The organism is Bradyrhizobium liaoningense (assembly GCF_018130825.1).
Taxonomy (GTDB): domain Bacteria; phylum Pseudomonadota; class Alphaproteobacteria; order Rhizobiales; family Xanthobacteraceae; genus Bradyrhizobium; species Bradyrhizobium liaoningense_B.
Window position 1 is genome coordinate 363421 of sequence record NZ_JAFCJS010000004.1, and the last position, 17660, is coordinate 381080.

A 17660-nucleotide genomic window follows, 5' to 3' on the forward strand; every position below is an offset into this window, starting at 1 on the left:
GCGGCGACTGACTAAAATTTCGCCTGTCGCATCGCGGGTGGTGCGCTTAGCTTCACGGCGAAACGTCCCCCCACCTCCCCCCGGAGCCTCTCATGCCCCTCCTCATCCGCGGCGGCACCGTCGTCAATCACGATCATTCGCGCCGCGCGGACGTGCTGATCGAGGGCGAGACCATCGTGGCCGTGGGCCCGTCGATCGAGGCGCCGGCGGGCACCGAGATCGTCGATGCCGGCGGCGCCTACGTCATCCCAGGCGGGATCGATCCGCACACCCATCTCGAAATGCCGTTCATGGGCACCGTGACCGCGGACAATTTCGAATCGGGAACCAAGGCGGCGCTGAGCGGTGGCACCACCATGGTGGTGGATTTCTGCCTGCCCGATCCCGGCCAGTCCATGCTCGCGGCCTATCAGGAGTGGCGGCACAAATCCGAGAAGGCGGCCAGCGACTACGGCTTCCACATGGCGGTGACGTCGTGGTCGAAGCAGATCTATGACGAGATGGAGACCGTGGTCAAAACCTACGGCATCAACACCTTCAAGCATTTCATGGCCTACAAGGGCGCGCTGATGGTGAACGACGACGAGCTCTACAACTCGTTCGCGCGATGCGCCCATCTCGGCGCCATGCCTGTCGTCCATGCGGAGAACGGCGACGTCGTCGCCCTGATGCAGGAGGCGCTGATCGCGCGCGGCGTCACCGGCCCGGAGGGCCACGCCTATTCGCGGCCGCCGGAGGTCGAGGGCGAAGCCACCAACCGCGCCATCATGATCGCCGACATGACGGGCACGCCGGTCTATATCGTGCACACCAGCTGCCGCGAGGCGCATGAGGCGATCGCGCGGGCACGCGCCGCCGGCAAGCGCGTCTATGGCGAGCCGCTGATCCAGCATCTGCTGCTCGATGCCGGTGAATACCAGAACAAGGACTGGGATCATTCCGCCCAGCGCGTGATGTCGCCGCCGTTCCGCGACAAACAGCATCAGGACAGCCTCTGGGCCGGCCTGCAAGCCGGCTCGCTCCAGGTGGTCGCGACCGACCACTGCGCCTTCACCACCGAGCAGAAGCGGTTCGGGCTCGGCGATTTCAGAAAAATCCCGAACGGCACCGGCGGCCTCGAAGACCGCCTTGCGTTATTGTGGACCGCGGGCGTCGCCACGGGACGGCTGACCAAGGAAGAGTTTGTCGCGGTGACCTCGGCGAACATCGCCCGCATCCTCAACATCTATCCGCGTAAGGGCGCGGTCGCCGTCGGCTCGGATGCCGATTGCGTGGTGTGGGATCCCAAGGCGAGCAAGACCATCAGCGCCAAGCGGCAGATGAGCAAGATCGATTACAACGTGTTCGAAGGCTTTTCCTGCACCGGCGGGCCCGCGGCAACTTTGTCGCGCGGCCGCATCGTCTGGAAGGCTGGCGATCTGCGCGCCGAAGCAGGCGATGGCCGCTACGTCGAGCGGCCGGCATTCTCGCCGGTGCATGTGGCGAATTCGACGTGGAAGGAATTGACGGCCCCGCGGGCCGTCAGCCGCGGAGCAGTGACGCCGTAACGCCGCTCCCACCTCGGTCAGAAGCGATAGTTCACACCGGCGGTCACGGTGTGGACCCTGTCCTTCAGGCTGCCGCTGACGGTCACCGGGGGGATGGAATTGGTCAGAACGAAATCGTTGGCGCCGAAATCGTAATAGTCGTACGCAAAGTTCGCCGACCAATGCGCCGCGAATGCCCAGTCGAGACCGACGCCAGCAGTCCAGCCGGTCCGCGTGATGGTCCCCTTGGGATCGACAGGAACTCCCAGAAGCGGAGGCGTGAGAACGATGTCCGCCTTTTCCCGCGTCCAGGCGACGCCGCCGCGGCCATAAGCAAGCCAGTTGCCGGCGAAGCTGTAGCCGAGCCGTGCGGTCGCCGATGCCAGGAAGTCGTTGCTGACCGTGAATTGCGTCGGGACGGTCAAGGGAACGACCACACCACCGAAGACGGGGTTGAAGGTGGCGGTGCCGGGCGTCTTGCTTGTCAGGCTTGACCACGCGGCTCGACCTTCGACACCGATAACCCAGGCCGAGGCAAACTGATAGTCGCACCCGATCTGTCCGCCGCCGATGAACCCGGCGGAGCTGAAATCGCCCGAGCTTCTGATCTTGTCGTAGCTGAAATCGCCTCCGGCATGAACGCCGATGAAGCAGCCGGTCCAGCTGAATTGCTTCGTCGCCACCGGAGCCTTGACCGCCAGATCGGCGGCACCTGCCGCGCTTCCAAATCCCAAAATCGAAACCAACCCAACGCCAACCGCCGCAAGACGACGCATTCCCAGTCCCCGCCAATTCCAAAAACAACGACGCTCTTGTTACAGGAAACCGGTTGCCGCGACAGGCGGACGCATCCCTCCGGTTGATTATTGTGTGGACGTGTGGCCAAAGGGCTACATCGACGAGTAGGCTGCGTGATCTCAGCACAGCGACAACGCCACCATCGCCAGTAACACGGTGCGCTGCCGCAGCCTCATGGCATGTGCCTTGCCTCTTCCCGCAAGAAGCGCTGTCAGGAGACCCTCATGAGCATGTCATCATCCCATATGGATCGTCGTAGCGTTCTGCTTGGCGGTCTCGGTATCGCGACGACGACCATGCTCGCGCCTCCCTCCGCCTGGGCGCAGAGCCGAGCCGAGACGCTGCTGGTGGTGCAGGAGCTCGGGCCGAATTCGCTGGACATGCAGGGCGTCGGCTCCAACCAGACGGTCAATGGCCTCTCCTGGAATTGCTACGACCGCCTGCTGACCTACGCTTCCAAGACGCTGCCCGATGGGACGACTTCGTACGATCGCGAGAAGCTCGCGCCTGAGCTCGCCGAGAGCTGGGAGGTCGCGGCCGACGGCATGTCCTGTACCTTCAGGCTTCGCAAGGACGCGAAATTCCACGACGGCACGCCTGTCACCGCCAAGGACGTCAAATGGTCGTTCGACCGCGCCGTGAAGGTCGGCGGCTTCCCGACCTTCCAGATGTCGGCGGGATCGCTGGAGAAGCCCGAGCAGTTCGTGGTGGTCGACGATTACACCTTCCGCATCGACTATGTCCGCAAGGACAAGATGCTGCTGTTCAACGTCGCCGTCGTCGTGCCCTTCATCATCAACTCCGAGCTCGCCAGGAAGAACGCGACGGCGGAAGACCCGTGGGCGCTGGCGTGGCTCAGGAACAACGAGGCCGGCGGCGGCGCCTACAAGATCGAGAGCTGGAAGCCCGGCAGCGAGACCGTGCTGGCGCGGTTCGACGACTGGAAGAGCGGACCGCTGCCAAAGGTCAAGCGCGTCATCGCGCGCGACGTCCCCTCCGCCGGCACCCGCCGCGCCATGCTGGAGCGGGGCGATGCGGATATTTCCAGCGGCTTTGCGCCGCGTGATTTCGAGCAGATCATCAGGGAGGGCAAGGTCAAGGTCTCCGGCGTGCCGATCCCGAATGCGCTCTGGTACGTGGCGCTGAACACGGCGAAGCCGCCGTTCGACAATGCCAAGCTGCGCCAGGCCATCGCCTGGGCGATGCCGTATGAGCAGATCCAGACCAGCGCCTTCTTCGGCCGTGCCGTTCCGATGTATGGCGGCGCGGCGGAGGTCTCAAAACCGGTCTGGCCACAGCCGTTTCCCTATGTCACCGATCTCGACAAGGCCAAGACCTTGATGAAGGAAGCAGGATTCGAATCCGGCCTGGAGACGACGCTGTCGCTGGACACAGGCACGGCCACGGTCGGCGAGCCGACCGCCATCCTGATCCAGGAGAACCTCGCCAAGATCGGCATCAAGGCGGGAATCGAAAAGATCCCCGGCGCGAACTGGCGCACGACGCTGAACAAGAAGGAGCTGCCGCTCGCGCTCAACCGCTTCAGCGGCTGGCTGGATTATCCCGAGTATTACTTCTACTGGAATTTCCACGGCAACAACTCGATCTTCAACATCTCCTCCTACCAGAACAAGGAGATGGACGCGCTGATCGACAAGGCACGCTTCACCACGGATGCCGCGGAGTACGACAGATGCGTGAAGGCTTTCATCGCGCTCTGCATGCGCGACGTCCCCGTCATTCCGCTTAACCAGCCGATCCACGACGTTGCCATGCAGAAGAGCGTCAGCGGCTACGAATTCTGGTTTCACCGCGAGCCGGACTACCGCCAGTTCGCGAAGGGCTAGTTCCGGCGAGCGACGTTGATTGCGCCCGAAGAGGCGCGCGCCTGCGCGGTCGGAAAGCCACGCTCCAGCCGCGCCGCGCTCGCATGCAACATCGCCGCATCGAGCCTGCCCTGCCGCGATCCCTCCAGGGCGCAGGCAAACACCCGATAGAACTGTGCACCGTCATAGGCGACCAGCAGCAAATCGACGCCTGCATTGATCGCCTCGACGACGGCCTTGCAGACGTCGTTCTGGTAGATCGCGCCCATCACGAGATCGTCGGTCATCACCATGCCCTGGTAGCCCCATTTGCCGCGGACAATCCCGTCGACGACGCGCTTGGAATGCGAGGCGGCGCGATCGGGATCGACGGCGGTGAGCGTGACATGGCCAACCATGAGGGCGCTGCGCGAATGCGACAGCACTTCGCGGAACGGGAGCCAGTCGGTCGCCTCCAGCTCCTTCACCGGCGTGTTGAGACTGGCGCTGAAATGATGCGTATCGGTGCGCACGCGGCCGATGCCGGGAAAATGCTTGAGCGTGGCGCCGACGCCTGACCCTTCCAGTCCGCGGACATAGGCGCTCGCGATCGTGCTGACGACGACGGGATCGGTCGCAATCGCGCGCTGGCCGATCAGCGTGTGGAAATCGAGGCGGTTGCGCCGCTGCGGCGGCTTGAGGTCGAGCACCGGCGCAAGGTTGAGGTTGACGCCGAGCCCCGCGAGTTCGCGGCCGTGGATGCGGCCGAACTCTTCCGCCTTGGCTTGCTGCTCGTCCGGAGCGAGCCCGGTGAGCGTCGCCAGCGCCGGCACCTTCGTCAGCGGCGGCGCGAGATGTCCGACGATGCCGCCCTCCTGGTCCGCCGCCACGACCAGCGGCGGCAGGCCAGCCGCACGGCGCTTGTCCTGGAGCGCCGCGATCTCGGCCCGCAGCGCCTCGATGGTCCGGCCCCGGATGTTGTGGCGGGTGACATAGATGCCGCCGATCAGGCCCTGCTCGGCAAGGCGCGTGACCTCGGGAAAGGAGGAATAGCCGACCATGAAGTGGGGCCCGAGCTGCCGCGTCTCGGCGGCGCTGGCGGCAAGGACATCGCGCTTGCGCAGCTCGAATTTCAGATGCGCCGCCGACATCAAGAGCGGCGGCAGGCACCACAGCATGACGAGCAGCTTGCCCGCGATGCTGCGCCAACGACCTCGGCGCAGCAGAAGGATGACGATCGCGATGCTTGCAGCGACAAGCACAAAGTTTCCGGCGCCGCGCAGCGGGACCAGATAGGGATCGTTCTTGTTCGCGGCCGCGAATGCGACGATAGGCGCGGCCAACCAGAGCAGGATGAGACCGATACGGCGAAGGAATTGCATGATGCGCCACATGCGATGGTGATGAATGCTTCGCACCTATCAAGGCGATCTGCGCTGCGCGAGAGGCAAAAGCGCGCCTGCACGAAATCTGCAAAAGACTCCTGAAACCATGCAGACGATGATCCCGCCGTCTGCACAAGTGCCGTTCAGATTTCGTGATGCCACCCATCACGAAAGGTCTTCTGCACATGACGAGCCTGGCTTCGACGATCGTAGCGGAAATCAAGCCGACCAGTCACTCCTCGATCCCAGCCAAGGTCGGGCTTGCGCTGGTGCTGGCCGCGCTCGCCGACTGGCTGTTCTACGGCCCGCGGATCGGACTGTCGCTGACGCTCTTTGCGATCGCGATGGCTTGCGTGTCGGTGCTGTTCAATCATGCCGCCCTGGATCTGCGGCGCGCGATGATCAGCGGGGCCATTTTCGTCGCCGGCCTCGCGCCGGCCGTCGAGGAGCTCAACATGCTGTCCTTCCTGATCCTCATCATGGCGCTGGCCATTGCGCTCCTGGTCGCGACCAATCCTGATGCGACCGAGCTGACCGAGCGCGCCCGTGCGCTGCGCAATTTCTTCCTGCTCGGTCCCTTCAGGTTCTTCCTTGATGCGCTCCAGGTGTTCAACATGTCGGCGTTCACCCGCGGCATCGCGCTCTGGCTGATGCCTGCGGCGCTGAGCACCGTCTTCGTCGCGCTGTTCGCCGCGGCCAATCCGGTGATCGAGCAGTGGGTGTCCCTGCTCAATCCAAAAATCATCCTCGAATATATCAGCATCCCGCGCGTGCTGTTCTGGACCATGATGCTGACGCTGGTCTGGCCGTTCATCCATGTGCGTTGGCGGCGCAAGACGATTGTCACCACTGATGTCGCCGATGGCCCCGTACCGCCGCCGCTGCCGCCGATGGTCTCAGCGGAGTTTCTCGGTCCCTCGACGATCCTGCGCTCGCTGATCCTGTTCAATCTGCTGTTCGCGGCGCAGTCCATCCTCGACGGGATCTATCTCTGGGGCCATGTGGCCCTGCCCGATAACATGACTTATGCGACCTACGCCCATCGCGGTGCCTATCCGCTGATCGTCACTGCTCTGCTCGCCGCCGCCTTCGTGCTGGTGGCGATGCGTCCGGGCGGCCCGGCGGAGAAATCGAAGGTGATCCGGCCGCTGGTCTATCTCTGGGTCGGCCAGAACGTCCTGCTGGTCGCCTCCTCCATCCTGCGGCTCGATCTTTACGTCGGCATCTACATGCTGACCTATTGGCGCATCGCGGCCTTCATCTGGATGGGGCTGGTGGCACTGGGGCTGATCCTGATCGTCGCCCGCATCGCACTCGACCGCTCCAACCGCTGGCTCGTCGGCGCCAACCTGATCGCGTTAACGATCGTGCTTTACAGCGTTTCGCTGGTGAACTTCGATGCGTTCATTGCCGACTACAATGTTGCCCACAGCCGGGAAGCATCGGGCAATGGCGTGCAGATCGACATCAACTATCTCCTGACCCTTGGGCCGCAGGCGCTCCCCGCCATCGACAAGGCGATTTTGCTCCGGCCCGGCACCCCCGAGAGCTGCCTTGTGTCGCGCCGCGACCGCCTTGTAGAACAGCAGCGTCAGGATCTGGCGTGGCGGAGCTGGGGCTTTCGGAACTGGCGGCTCCAGCGTCGACTGAACGCACAGGCGAAAGATCGGACCAGCGGCCAATCGGCAGGCTGACGAGGAAGCGGAGAGTTTCTTGGCGCATCGCATTCTCATCGTCGACGACGAAGGCCACATCCGCGAGGTCATCCGCGTCGCCCTGAAGAAGGCCGGCATGGACGTGATCGAGGCGCGCGACGGCAAGGAGGCGCTCAGCCGCTTTGCCGCCGACAGGCCCGATCTCATCGTGCTCGACATCGGCATGCCCGAGTTCGACGGTCTCGACGTCTGCCGCGAGATTCGCAAGAGTTCGGACGTGCCGATCCTGTTCCTGTCGGCCCGCGACGAGGAGATCGACCGCATCCTCGGCCTCGAGATCGGCGGCGACGATTACGTGACCAAGCCGTTCAGCCCGCGCGAGCTGGTGGCGCGGGTCAATGTCATCCTGCGCCGCCTCAGCCCGCGCAACGGCGAGGCCAAAACAAGTCCGGCCGCGCTGGTGCAAGGCGGCCTCCTCATCGATCCCGAACAGCACGTGGCGTCGTTCGCCGGCACGCCGCTGAAACTCACCGCGATCGAGTTCGGCATTCTGCGCGCGTTCCTGACCCGACCGACCTCGGTGTTCAACCGCGAGCAGCTGATGCGGGCGGCCTATCAGCTCAACATCCAGGTCTCCGATCGCACCATCGACAGCCACATCCGCAACATCCGCGCCAAGCTCGCGGCGCTGGCCTGCGACAACGTCATCGAGACCATCCACGGCGTCGGCTTCAAGCTCGGCCGCTGCGAGAAAGAGGCATGAGCGCGGCGCCCGACAAATGGCGGCCGTCGCTGGGGCTGGTGATCTTCGCGGTGCTGGCGACCGTCGCGGTGCTGCCGCTGGTCGGCCTGTTCTTCTTCCGCCTCTACGACAACCAGCTGATCCGCCAGACCCAGGCCGAGCTGATCGCGCAGAGCCGCGTGCTCGCGACGATCTATGCGCAGGAGGTCACGGCACGGCTCGACAGGGGCCTGGTGCTTGGCCCCGAGGTGCCGCCGAACGTGCTGCCCGATCCCGGCGACCAGGTGACGCCGATCCGCCCCGCGCTCGACCTCACCGCCAACGACCTCTTGCGGCGGCGGCCCGATGCGCTGCCCGCGCCCCGGCCGGCGCAAGCAGCCTATGTCGAGATCGGCGCCAGGCTGACGCCGATCATCCGCGAGACCCAGAAGGTGACACTGGCGGGCTTTCGCATCCTCGATCCGCAGGGCGTGGTGATCGCCGGGCGGCAGGAGGTCGGGCAATCGCTCGCCCATATCGAGGAGGTCGCGGATGCGCTGCACGGGCAGTACCGGGCGACCTTGCGCAACCGCGTACCGGACAAGCCACCGCCGCCGATCTATTCCTTCAGCCGCGGCCTCGGCGTGCACGTGTTCTCGGCGATGCCCGTCATCGTCAACAACCGCGTCGCGGGGGTGATCTACACCACGCGAACGCCGAGCAATATCTTCGACCATCTCTACCAGGAGCGCGGCAAGTTCGTGCTGGCCGGGCTCGCCGTGATCCTCGGCACCATCGCGATTGGCCTCGTGTTCTCGCGCACCATCACGCTGCCGATGCGCGAGCTGATCGACCGGGCCACGCGGATCGGCCGCGGCGACCGCGAGGCGTTCAGGCCGCTCCGGCATTACGGCACGCGCGAGTTCGCGCAGCTCTCGCACAGCTTCCTCGGCATGGCCGAGCAGCTCGCAAGGCGCTCCGACTATATCGCGACGTTCTCGGCCCACCTCACCCACGAGCTGAAATCGCCGCTGACCTCGATCAAGGGCGCGGCCGAGCTGTTGCAGGACTCGGTGCAGGGCAAGGCCGGCAGCCTGACGCCGGCCGAGCAGAATACGTTCATCGCCAACATCCTGTCCGATACGCAGCGGCTGGAGGCGATGGCGCAGCGGTTGCGCGAGCTCGCTCGCGCCGAGAGCCTGCCGCAGAACGAGCGCACCGAGCTTGCGCCCGTGATCGCCGATCTCAGGAACAAGTTTCCGGCAAGCTCGATCGAGGCCAGCGGCAGCCTCGACCGGGCGATCGGCATGTCCTCGGAGAAGGCGCTGATCGTGCTGTCACACCTCGCTGATAACGCGGTACGGCACAAGGCGAAGTCGATCCGGCTGGAAGCGGTGGACGAGCGGACGACCCTGCTGCTGACGATGAGCAATGACGGCGAGCCGATCTCGGCGCCGAACCGCGACAGGATCTTCGATGCGTTCTTCACCACCCGCCGCGACCAGGGCGGTACCGGGATGGGGCTGGTGATCGCACGTGCGGTGATGGCGAGCCATGGCGGCTCGATCAGGCTGAAGCCCACTGACCAAGGGGCCGCCTTCGAACTCCAGTTTCCAGTCGCCTAGATCGCGAACACCCAGGCGGCGACGATGGTGCCGATGGTGACGAGACCAGCGATGGTCCAGCCGGCGGCGTATTCCAGTTCGGGATGACCGGTGGCCCGCATGATCTCTGCCGGATCGGCGGTATGCTTCTCTGCCATGACAGCCTCGCACGTTTCTTCCCGCGTCATAGATAAGTCGCACCAGCCGCCATTAGGTTCCATCACGGAAATGCGAGGCATGACGCAGCTAGGTTTGTTCGCCGATCCGCAGGAAGGCCCGACCGGCCTTCGCTATGCGGACAATTTTATCGATGCCGCCGCCGAGCAGGAGCTGATCGGCCGCATCGCAGCATTGCCGCTTCAACGATTCCAGTTCGGCGCGTTCGAGGGCAACCGGCGCGTGGCCTCCTTCGGCTACCGCTATGACTATTCGCTGCAACGGCTCACCGAGGCCGAGCCGATCCCCGTGTGGGTGCTGCCGGTCGCGCGCGAGGTCGAGGCCTGGGCGGGGCTCACCGAGGGCAGCGTGCGCCAGGTGCTGTGCACCGAATACGAGGTCGGCGTCGGCATCGGCTGGCACCGCGACAAGCCGCATTTCGACAAGGTGCTCGGCCTGTCGCTGGGCTCGCCTTGCAAATTCCGCTTCCGCCGCCGCAGCGGCGATAGATGGGAGCGCCACACGCTCGAGGCCCTGCCGCGCTCGCTGTACCTGATGGACGGCGAGGCGCGCTCGCAATGGGAGCACAGCATCCCGCCGGTCGAGGCACAGCGCTACTCCATCACCTTCCGGACGATGAAGCAGCGGTAGGCAGGCCCTCCAAACAAAAACTGCGAAAACAACCCCATGCACAGTAGAAACCGCTTTGCTGCGTGAGGCGGGGACGCGCGACGCAACGGTTTGACACACCGGTGCAAAACGGCCGCTTCGCGCAATCGTCGGGCGGGTGGCGTCTTGCCTTCCAAATCCGGTTGCATGCTAGACTGGATGCCATCCACGGCAGGAGGGAAGCATGGCCGACAACAAGGCGAAGCGCGGCGGCGCCGATCGCGCCCTGATCGCGCTCACCGAAAAATACGAAGTCGCCTACTGGTCGAAGAAGTTCAAGGTGCCCCCCGCGAAGCTGAAATACGCGGTCAAGAAGGTCGGCCGCTCCGCTAGGAAGGTCGAGGAATACATCCAGCTCCAGAAGCACCGCGCGTCCGACAAGAGCCGGATCGCGCTCAGCGAGGCCTACGAGGTCCGCTACTGGTCGAAGAAATTCAAGATCACCCCGGCCAGGCTGAAGGCCGCCGTGGACGCGGCCGGCCATTCCGCCAAGAAGGTCGAGGCCTACCTCGCGGCCCAGAAGGCGGCGAAGAAAGCCAAGAAGGCCGTCAAGAAGACCGCGAAGAAGACCGTCAAGCGCAAGAAGGCCGCCTGAGAGCCCGGGGGAAAGGGATGAGATCCGGTCCAGCGATCCTCGCCTGCGCTCTCGTTCTTGCCGGGGCATCCCACCTCCCCGGTGCCTCCGCAGCCACGCCCGCAAAGGTCTCGGGCGCGACCGCGCTGGCGCTCGCGGGGGTGATCGCGCCGCTGTCACCGGACCTGACCGGCGCCGAGAGGAAGGCGGTGGCAATGCTGTTCGCCGCCAATGCCGACATTCCCTACAAGAAGGCCATCGTGGTGACGGCGGACCGGATCGTCTGCCGCACCGGCAATGTCGACATCACCATTCGCAATTGCGAGGTGACCTTCGGCAAGAAGGTGAAGACCGTGAACGGCTCCACCGCCAACGAGATCTTCGCCACCGAAGCGCTGGCCGGCGTGCCGCCCGACGGCGCGGCGGGATCGAACTTCGAGAGCCTCTCCAAGCTGAGTTGCACGATCGATCCCAACGCGATCAGGCGGAAGGACGGCAGCGGGGCGGATTGCACGTTCCTGCCGGGGAATTGATTGCGGCCGGGCACGCGAGGCGCAGGTGCCGTGAAATCGCCTCAAGGCGAGCCAACTAATAAGGCGAATTGAGAAGACAGGCCCAGGGAGCGAGCCAATAACAGGCGCGCGAGGCCGGCACCATGATGAAGAATTACCTCGCATTTTTCCTGCTTTTGACCGTGACTGCCGCCTCCGCGCATGGCCCGCTGCCGGCCCGGCTGACGGCGCCGTCCGACCTTGTCCCGGCAGGCCTCACCGATTCCGACACCACCGCGGGCGGCACCGCGCGGCTGTGCGAGCAGGTCAGCTTCTCGCGCGGCCTGCGTTACGGCGAGAACGAGGCCAATGTGCTCGATGTCGCCACCAGCACGACCAAGGCGGACACGCCGCGGCCGGTGCTGCTCTTCGTGACCGGCGATACCTTTACCGGCGACCGCGGCGCGCCGGAGCTGGCGCGCCAGATCCAGGACCAGGCCATGTGCTTTGCCGCGCGCAACGACATGATCGGGGTCCGGGTCAACTATCGCCTGGCGCCGGCGGCCACCTGGCCCACCGGGGCAACCGACGTGGCGGCGGCGCTATCCTGGATCCACGGCAATATCGACCTGTTCAACGGCGATGCCCGCGAGATCGTCGCGGTCGGCTACGGCGCCGGCGCCTTTCACGTCGCCACCCTGCTGGCGCATCCGGAGTTGCAGACCGACCGTGCCGACGTCGCCGGTGTCGTGCTGGTGTCCGGGATCTACCGCGTCGGCAAGGACGCCAGCGACAGCGAGAAAGCCTATCTCGGCACGGACGCGACCCAATACGACAAGCGATCGGTCTTTCCCGGTATCCTCAACGTCGATGTGCCAATCGTCCTGGCCTGGGCCGCGGACGATTCCGCCGGCCTCGTGGCGCAAGGCGAGACGCTGAAGAAGACGCTCTGCGGCGCCGGCCACTGTCCGCGCAGCGCAATGCTCCGCAGTCGCGACGGCATCGCCGCCGCGTTCGGCCTCGACGGTTCCGGCGACAGTCTTGCCGAGCCGACGCTGCTGCTGGTGCATCAGTTGGAGGCGCGAGGGCTGCCGTAGGGTCGCACGACGAGGCGTGCGGTCGGGCGTTGCCAGAAGTCACGAGCGATCGTCGGCGCGTCAGCACGTCTGCCGCTTTCGGCCGCGCCGCTTTGAAGCGGGCGCCCAGCCACACGATTGCCAAACGCTTGACCTAGATCAAGCGGCCTTGGTGCGGATTGAGCCGACCTCGTTGGGGGCCAACGACAAGGGTTCGAGCATGCGCGTCATCGGCAGGATGCTGTTCGTTTCCGTGATTGCCGTCGCATCGCTCGGCGCGATGTCGCAGCAGCAGCAACACTCGGAGCAACAGCCGAGCGACAAGGAAATCCGCATCGGCAATGTCATGCCGTATTCGGGACCGCTGTCCGAGTTCGGCGCGATCGGGCAGGCGGAGGCCGCCTATTTCGACATGATCAACGCGCGTGGCGGCATCAACGGCCGCAGGATCCGCTTCATCACGCGCGACGACAATTCCGATCCGGCGAGCGCGCTGGAGCTGACGCGCAATCTGGTCGAGAAGGACGACGTGCATGTGATGTTCGGCTCGTTCGGCACGCCCGGCAATCTCGCCACGCGCTGGTACCTGAACGAGAAGAAGATCCCGCAGCTGTTCGTCGCCTCCGGCGACGAGGAGCTGAGCCAGGCGAGGGCGTTTCCCTGGACCATGGGCTGGCAGCCGTCGTTCCGGTCGGAGGGACGCATCTACGCCAACTACATCCAGGCTTATTACCCGCGGAAGAAGATCGTCGTGCTCTGGCAGAACGACCAGTTCGGGCGTCAGCTCTACAAGGGCATTCAGGAAGGCCTCGGTGACCTGAACCGTCATGTCCTCGTCGACATCGCCTTCGACATCAACGACGAGCATCTCGAAGGACACGTCTCGATCCTCAAGCGCGCGGGCGCCGACATCTTCGTCTTTCTCGGCGTTCCCTCGACCGCGTCCAAGGTGATCAAGCTGGCGGCGTCGCTCAAATGGCGCCCGGTCTTCATCGTGAACGATGCCTCGGCCACGATCGCCAATGCGATGGCGCCGGCGGGCCTGGAGAATTCGGCCGGCGTGATCTCGGCGGCCTTCCTGAAGGATCCGAGCGATCCCGCCTGGAAAGACGATCCCGCCATGAGGGAATGGTTCACCTTCATGGACAGGTATCATCAGGTCGAGAGCACCAACAGCAGCGCGGCGGTCTACGGTTACGCCGCGGCCGAGGCGCTGACGCAGGTGCTGAAGCAATGCGGCGACGATGTCTCGCGCGAGAACATCATGCGCCAGGCGGCCTCGCTGAGGGATTATCAGCCTTCGGTCGCCTTGCCCAATATCAGGATGAACACCTCGCCCGAGCGCTATCTGCCGATCAGGCAGATGCGGCTGGTCCAGTTCGACGGCCGTTCCTGGCAGCCGTTCGGCGATGTGATCGAGACGGCGTTTACGGAGGGGGCGGCGCGGTGAGGTGATGAGGGCGTACAGCGGCGAGGTGTCTCACGCGCACCTTTTGCTGGGCTACCCCTCTCCCCCGCCCTCCCCCGCAAGGGGGGAGGGAGCGCAGCGGAGTGTGCCGCTACGATGTGCCTCACTGCAGCGTCGCATTCAGCATCGTCGCAATTGATTAGAACGAACTCGCGCCACGACCAAGGTGCGTTCCCTCCCCCCTTGCGGGGGAGGGCTAGGGAGAGGGGTACCACACGGGAACTCTCTCGATCAGAAAGCGGCGACGTGAGCCCACACCCTCACGCCGGCTTCAGCGAGGCCAGAGCATTCTCCAGCAGCGAGCGCACGCGGGCGGCGTCGCCGGACTTCACCACGGCCGGATCGAGATAGAGCTCGAGCCCCGGCGCGCGCTCGGTGATGATGCCGCTCTTCTCTGCCGCGGCATCGTTCAACGCGTCCACTGAGTAGGGAATCACCTCGCGGCTGATGCCCTTCATCGTGATGGCGGGCAGCGCGTGGGCGCGGACGATGTCGCTGACCAGCGCGAAAGTCTCGTAGCTCAGCACGATGCCGCCGGGCTCGGCGATGGATTGCAGGCGCGCGGCGAGGTTCGCTTCGGCACCGATGATGGTGTAGTCCATGCGGTCGGTGCTGCCGAAATTGCCGACATTGCAATAGCCGGAATTGATGCCCATGCGCGAGCGGAACGGCTGCTCGATGCCGGACGCGCGCCATTTCGCGTTGAGCTCGGCAAGGCGCTGCTGCATGCGCCAGGCCATCTGCAGGCAGGCCTCCGCGTCCGCGCGATCGCCCTTGGTCTCGGGATCGCCGAAGAAGATCAGCATGGCGTCGCCGATGAACTTGTCGATGGTGCCGCCATATTCGTGGGCGATCGCCGACATCTCGGTGAAATATTCGTTGAGCAGCTGGGTCAACTGCTCCGGCTGCAGCCGCTCGGCAGTGGCGGTGAAATTCTGGATGTCGGAGAAGAAGATGGTGAGCTTCTTGCGCTCGGTGTGGATGGTGACGTCCTTCTGGCCGGAGAAGATGCTCTTGTAGACCTGCGGCGGGATGTAGCGCGAGATCTTCATCGACAGCGAAGCCAGGAAGTCGTTGGCGGATTCCAGCTCCTTGTTCATGGTCTTGATGCGGCGCGCCTGGCGGCGCTGCAACGACAGGAACGACAGCCCGCTGCCGGCGGCGATCAGGAAATAGGCCAGCAGGAACTTGAACGAGAAGATGTTGGCGGCGATCGGCTGGGCGATGATCACCTCCTGGATGCCCCTGACATCGCCGACCTTCCAGTCCTTCTTCGGGCTTTCGGGGTGGCTGTTGTGGCAACTGACGCAGGCCGGCCCCATGGTCACCGGCGCAACCAGGCGGACCTTGTCGTTGAACAGCGAAGTCTCGGTCTCCACGATCTTCTGCTCGGGGTCCTTGCGCAGCGCATCCAGCGCGTCCTTCTCGAACTTGTCGAGCTGGTGCGGGGCGCGGTTCTGGAACGGGAAGTCCGAGACGAAGCGGTAGGTGATGTTCTCCTGCTGCGCGCCGATCACCCGTCCGAGCTCGAGCGACAGCGTCGCCGGGATCGGGATCGCGCCGGGAACGGATTCGTAATTGTGCACCACCCTGGTGGTGCCGTTGGGATTGGCCAGCACCCGCCCGACCACATTGGTCGCGTAATAGCTGCGCACGCTCGTGATCACCGAATTGAGATCGGCGGCCTGCCGGCGCAGCGCGGTCTTGGAGAGCTCGGTCAGGTCCAGCCACACCGCGAGCGGCAAAGCGAGCAGCAGGAAAGCGATCGCGGCACCGGTCAGGACGCCGCTCTTGCGCTGTTCTTCGGAGATCTCTTGTTTCACCCTGTGGCTCCGTTGTGTCCGATCTTGTCGCAGATCCCTCGGATTTGCGGCACAGCCTGCGGCGGCACAGAGCCAATAAAAGCAGGCCCGCGCAACCCCATTTTATGGTGGTCACTCCAGGTGCCTTTTCGTTTCATGACGAATGTTTAAGATCGAGACGAACCTGCATTCACTCCGCCGGGAGCCTGGATATGACCGAGACCATCCGCATCAAGCGCTTTGTCGCGCGCCCCGTGATCGTGCCGATGAACCTGCCGCTCCAGACCTCGACCGGGGCGGTCGCCAGGGCGCCGCTGGTGCTGATCGACTGCGAGACCGACCAGGGGGCGGTGGGGCATGCCTACCTGTTCTCGATCACGCCATCGGCCTTGAAGCCGCTGACGGCGATGGTCACCGAAATGTCGGAGCTCGTCGCCGGCGACGAGCTGCTGCCGTTCGAGATCGAACGCAAGCTGACCCAGCGCTTCACCCTGCTCGGCCTCGCCGGCCTGCAGCGGCTGGCGCAATCCGGTATCGACATGGCCGCGTGGGATGCGCTGGCGCGCACACGCGGCCGGCCGCTGGCGCGTCTGCTCGGCGGCGCGCCGAAACCGGTCAGGGCCTACAATTCGAAGGGCCTCGGCATCATGCCAGCGGGGGCCGCAGTTGAGGAGGCGCACAAGCTGCTGGCCGAGGGTTTTCACGCCGCAAAAATCCGCGTCGGCCGGAGCGATGCGCGCGAGGATCTCGCCGTGGTGCGGGCGGTGCGCAAGGCCGTCGGCGACGACGTCACGCTGATGTGCGACTACAACCAGGCGCTCACGGTCACCGAGGCGATCCGCCGCGGCGAGATGCTCGACGATGAGGGCCTGAGCTGGATCGAGGAGCCGATCCGCCACGACGACTACGCCGGAAACGCCCGCATCGCGGATGCGCTGCGCACGCCGGTCCAGATCGGCGAGAATTTCGACAGCGCGTTCGCGATGCAGTCCGCGCTATCGGCGGAAGCCTGCGACTACGTCATGCCCGACGTGCAGCGCATCGGCGGCGTCACCGGCTGGCTCCGCGCCGCCGCGCTGGCGCACGCCGCCGGCATCGAGATGTCGACGCACCTGTTCTCGGAAGTCAGCGCGCATCTGCTCTGCGTGACGCCGACCGCGCACTGGCTGGAATATGTCGACTGGGCCGACGCAGTGCTGGCGAGCCGGCTGACGATCAAGGACGGCTTTGCGCTGCCGAGCGAGGAGCCCGGGAACGGGATCGCGTGGGACGAGGCGGCGGTCGCCAAATATCTCGTGACATAAGGCCGCCTGTCGCAGCGTCGATCCCCGATCGACGGGCCTACGACCGAACAGCGGCCATCATGCTCAGCTCGACCGGCGCTCCCCGCGGCAACTCGGCGACGCCGACGGACGTGCGCGTGTGACGGCCGCGATCGCCGAGGCGTTCGATCAGCCGGTCGGAGGCACCATTCATGACCTGCGACTGTTGGGTAAATCCAGGCGCTGAAGCGACGTATCCCACGACCTGCAAGACCTGGACGATCCTGTCCTCTCCGCCCGTTGCGTGGTTAATGGCCGCAATACAGAGATCGGCGCAGAGCGCCGCAGCCTCTTGCGCGGCCGCGATATCGACGCCTGCGCCGACCTTGCCCGCATACATCAGGTCTTCGCCGCGACGCGGAAGCTGACCGCTGACATACGCAATCCCGCCATGGATGATCACCGGCAGGTAGTTGCCGCCGGGCTTGTTCACGCTGCTCATCTCGCCAACCTGTCTTCCTTTTGCATCCGGCAAAGCGACACATCTCGCCGAACGCCGCAACCCCGATCGTGCCAGGCGCGTCGCCGGGGCGGATGAGCGGACAATGGCAGGCGGCGAGTCTCGGATCAAGGTTGCGAGGCTTTTGCATACCGAAGACTGTGTCGAT

Annotated in this window: 16 protein-coding genes; 11 read left to right on the top strand and 5 right to left on the bottom strand. The window is 65.0% G+C overall.

Translation table 11 applies throughout. The annotated features are described in order from the left end of the window. Positions 1–92 precede the first annotated feature (92 nt). Positions 93–1547 (top strand): dihydropyrimidinase, encoded by a 1455-nt coding sequence (hydA, locus tag JQ603_RS20390; protein ID WP_212342037.1) that lies wholly within the window; start codon positions 93–95, stop codon positions 1545–1547. A gap of 17 nt (positions 1548–1564) precedes the next feature. Here the strand turns inward: hydA and JQ603_RS20395 are convergent, their stop codons facing one another. Continuing rightward, complete coding sequence (locus JQ603_RS20395; RefSeq protein ID WP_212342038.1) at positions 1565–2302, bottom strand: outer membrane protein; 738 nt, start codon at positions 2300–2302, stop codon at positions 1565–1567. 252 nt (positions 2303–2554) lie between these two features. Here JQ603_RS20395 and JQ603_RS20400 point away from each other — a divergent pair, with 252 nt between their 5' ends. Next, the gene (locus tag JQ603_RS20400; protein WP_433996649.1) at positions 2555–4171 is read left to right on the top strand and encodes an ABC transporter substrate-binding protein; all 1617 of its coding nucleotides are present in this window, start codon (positions 2555–2557) and stop codon (positions 4169–4171) included. On the opposite strand, the gene JQ603_RS20405 is transcribed toward JQ603_RS20400, so the two are convergent. Beyond that, entirely contained in the window at positions 4168–5511 is a 1344-nt protein-coding gene (locus JQ603_RS20405) for a glycoside hydrolase family 3 protein (protein ID WP_212342040.1), read from the bottom strand. The two genes, JQ603_RS20400 and JQ603_RS20405, sit on opposite strands and share 4 nt — an antisense overlap. Positions 5512–5699: 188 nt before the next feature. Here JQ603_RS20405 and JQ603_RS20410 point away from each other — a divergent pair, with 188 nt between their 5' ends. The 3 genes from JQ603_RS20410 to JQ603_RS20420 are packed head-to-tail and all read left to right on the top strand — an operon-like array spanning position 5700 to position 9515. Then, complete coding sequence (locus JQ603_RS20410) at positions 5700–7208, top strand: DUF4153 domain-containing protein (protein ID WP_212342451.1); 1509 nt, start codon at positions 5700–5702, stop codon at positions 7206–7208. Between the two features lie 19 nt (positions 7209–7227). Then, a complete protein-coding gene (locus tag JQ603_RS20415) occupies positions 7228–7932 on the top strand; it encodes a response regulator transcription factor (RefSeq protein WP_212342041.1) in 705 nt (234 codons plus the stop codon). Continuing rightward, positions 7929–9515: an ATP-binding protein gene (locus JQ603_RS20420; protein WP_212342042.1), complete on the top strand. Its 1587-nt coding sequence runs from the start codon at positions 7929–7931 to the stop codon at positions 9513–9515. The genes JQ603_RS20415 and JQ603_RS20420 overlap by 4 nt, the downstream gene beginning before the upstream one ends. Here the strand turns inward: JQ603_RS20420 and JQ603_RS20425 are convergent. Then, on the bottom strand, positions 9512–9652 hold the full coding sequence (locus JQ603_RS20425) for a hypothetical protein (protein ID WP_007597071.1): 141 nt from the start codon (positions 9650–9652) through the stop codon (positions 9512–9514). The genes JQ603_RS20420 and JQ603_RS20425 overlap by 4 nt on opposite strands. Positions 9653–9731: 79 nt before the next feature. Between JQ603_RS20425 and JQ603_RS20430 the strand changes: the two genes are divergently transcribed. From JQ603_RS20430 to JQ603_RS20450, 5 genes are all read left to right on the top strand, one after another. After that, complete coding sequence (locus JQ603_RS20430; protein ID WP_212342043.1) at positions 9732–10301, top strand: alpha-ketoglutarate-dependent dioxygenase AlkB; 570 nt, start codon at positions 9732–9734, stop codon at positions 10299–10301. A 202-nt stretch (positions 10302–10503) separates the two neighbouring features. After that, complete coding sequence (locus JQ603_RS20435) at positions 10504–10914, top strand: DUF3606 domain-containing protein (protein ID WP_212342044.1); 411 nt, start codon at positions 10504–10506, stop codon at positions 10912–10914. Between the two features lie 17 nt (positions 10915–10931). Further along, complete coding sequence (locus JQ603_RS20440) at positions 10932–11426, top strand: hypothetical protein (protein WP_212342046.1); 495 nt, start codon at positions 10932–10934, stop codon at positions 11424–11426. Between the two features lie 125 nt (positions 11427–11551). After that, positions 11552–12481 (top strand): alpha/beta hydrolase, encoded by a 930-nt coding sequence (locus JQ603_RS20445; RefSeq protein ID WP_212342452.1) that lies wholly within the window; start codon positions 11552–11554, stop codon positions 12479–12481. 199 nt (positions 12482–12680) lie between these two features. Continuing rightward, complete coding sequence (locus JQ603_RS20450; protein WP_212342453.1) at positions 12681–13910, top strand: ABC transporter substrate-binding protein; 1230 nt, start codon at positions 12681–12683, stop codon at positions 13908–13910. 278 nt (positions 13911–14188) lie between these two features. On the opposite strand, the gene JQ603_RS20455 is transcribed toward JQ603_RS20450, so the two are convergent. After that, a complete protein-coding gene (locus JQ603_RS20455; protein ID WP_212342048.1) occupies positions 14189–15751 on the bottom strand; it encodes an adenylate/guanylate cyclase domain-containing protein in 1563 nt (520 codons plus the stop codon). A 191-nt stretch (positions 15752–15942) separates the two neighbouring features. Here JQ603_RS20455 and JQ603_RS20460 point away from each other — a divergent pair, with 191 nt between their 5' ends. Then, positions 15943–17034, top strand: coding sequence for an enolase C-terminal domain-like protein (locus JQ603_RS20460; protein ID WP_212342049.1), 1092 nt, complete (start codon positions 15943–15945; stop codon positions 17032–17034). 37 nt (positions 17035–17071) lie between these two features. Here the strand turns inward: JQ603_RS20460 and JQ603_RS20465 are convergent, their stop codons facing one another. Next, positions 17072–17494 carry a RidA family protein gene (locus JQ603_RS20465; protein WP_212342050.1) on the bottom strand — a complete coding sequence of 141 codons (423 nt, stop codon included), beginning with the start codon at positions 17492–17494 and terminating at the stop codon, positions 17072–17074. Between the last annotated feature and the right edge of the window lie 166 nt (positions 17495–17660).

What these genes read in the sequence shown, in the direction of transcription:
- hydA (WP_212342037.1), top strand. Translation starts at nt 93, where the DNA reads ATGCCCCTCCTCATCCGCGGCGGCACCGTCGTCAATCACGATCATTCG.
- JQ603_RS20450 (WP_212342453.1), top strand. Translation starts at nt 12,681, where the DNA reads ATGCGCGTCATCGGCAGGATGCTGTTCGTTTCCGTGATTGCCGTCGCA.
- JQ603_RS20440 (WP_212342046.1), top strand. Translation starts at nt 10,932, where the DNA reads ATGAGATCCGGTCCAGCGATCCTCGCCTGCGCTCTCGTTCTTGCCGGG.
- JQ603_RS20425 (WP_007597071.1), bottom strand. Translation starts at nt 9,652, where the DNA reads ATGGCAGAGAAGCATACCGCCGATCCGGCAGAGATCATGCGGGCCACC.
- JQ603_RS20430 (WP_212342043.1), top strand. Translation starts at nt 9,732, where the DNA reads ATGACGCAGCTAGGTTTGTTCGCCGATCCGCAGGAAGGCCCGACCGGC.
- JQ603_RS20460 (WP_212342049.1), top strand. Translation starts at nt 15,943, where the DNA reads ATGACCGAGACCATCCGCATCAAGCGCTTTGTCGCGCGCCCCGTGATC.
- JQ603_RS20420 (WP_212342042.1), top strand. Translation starts at nt 7,929, where the DNA reads ATGAGCGCGGCGCCCGACAAATGGCGGCCGTCGCTGGGGCTGGTGATC.
- JQ603_RS20445 (WP_212342452.1), top strand. Translation starts at nt 11,552, where the DNA reads ATGAAGAATTACCTCGCATTTTTCCTGCTTTTGACCGTGACTGCCGCC.
- JQ603_RS20400 (WP_433996649.1), top strand. Translation starts at nt 2,555, where the DNA reads ATGTCATCATCCCATATGGATCGTCGTAGCGTTCTGCTTGGCGGTCTC.
- JQ603_RS20465 (WP_212342050.1), bottom strand. Translation starts at nt 17,494, where the DNA reads ATGAGCAGCGTGAACAAGCCCGGCGGCAACTACCTGCCGGTGATCATC.
- JQ603_RS20405 (WP_212342040.1), bottom strand. Translation starts at nt 5,511, where the DNA reads ATGCAATTCCTTCGCCGTATCGGTCTCATCCTGCTCTGGTTGGCCGCG.
- JQ603_RS20395 (WP_212342038.1), bottom strand. Translation starts at nt 2,302, where the DNA reads ATGCGTCGTCTTGCGGCGGTTGGCGTTGGGTTGGTTTCGATTTTGGGA.
- JQ603_RS20435 (WP_212342044.1), top strand. Translation starts at nt 10,504, where the DNA reads ATGGCCGACAACAAGGCGAAGCGCGGCGGCGCCGATCGCGCCCTGATC.
- JQ603_RS20410 (WP_212342451.1), top strand. Translation starts at nt 5,700, where the DNA reads ATGACGAGCCTGGCTTCGACGATCGTAGCGGAAATCAAGCCGACCAGT.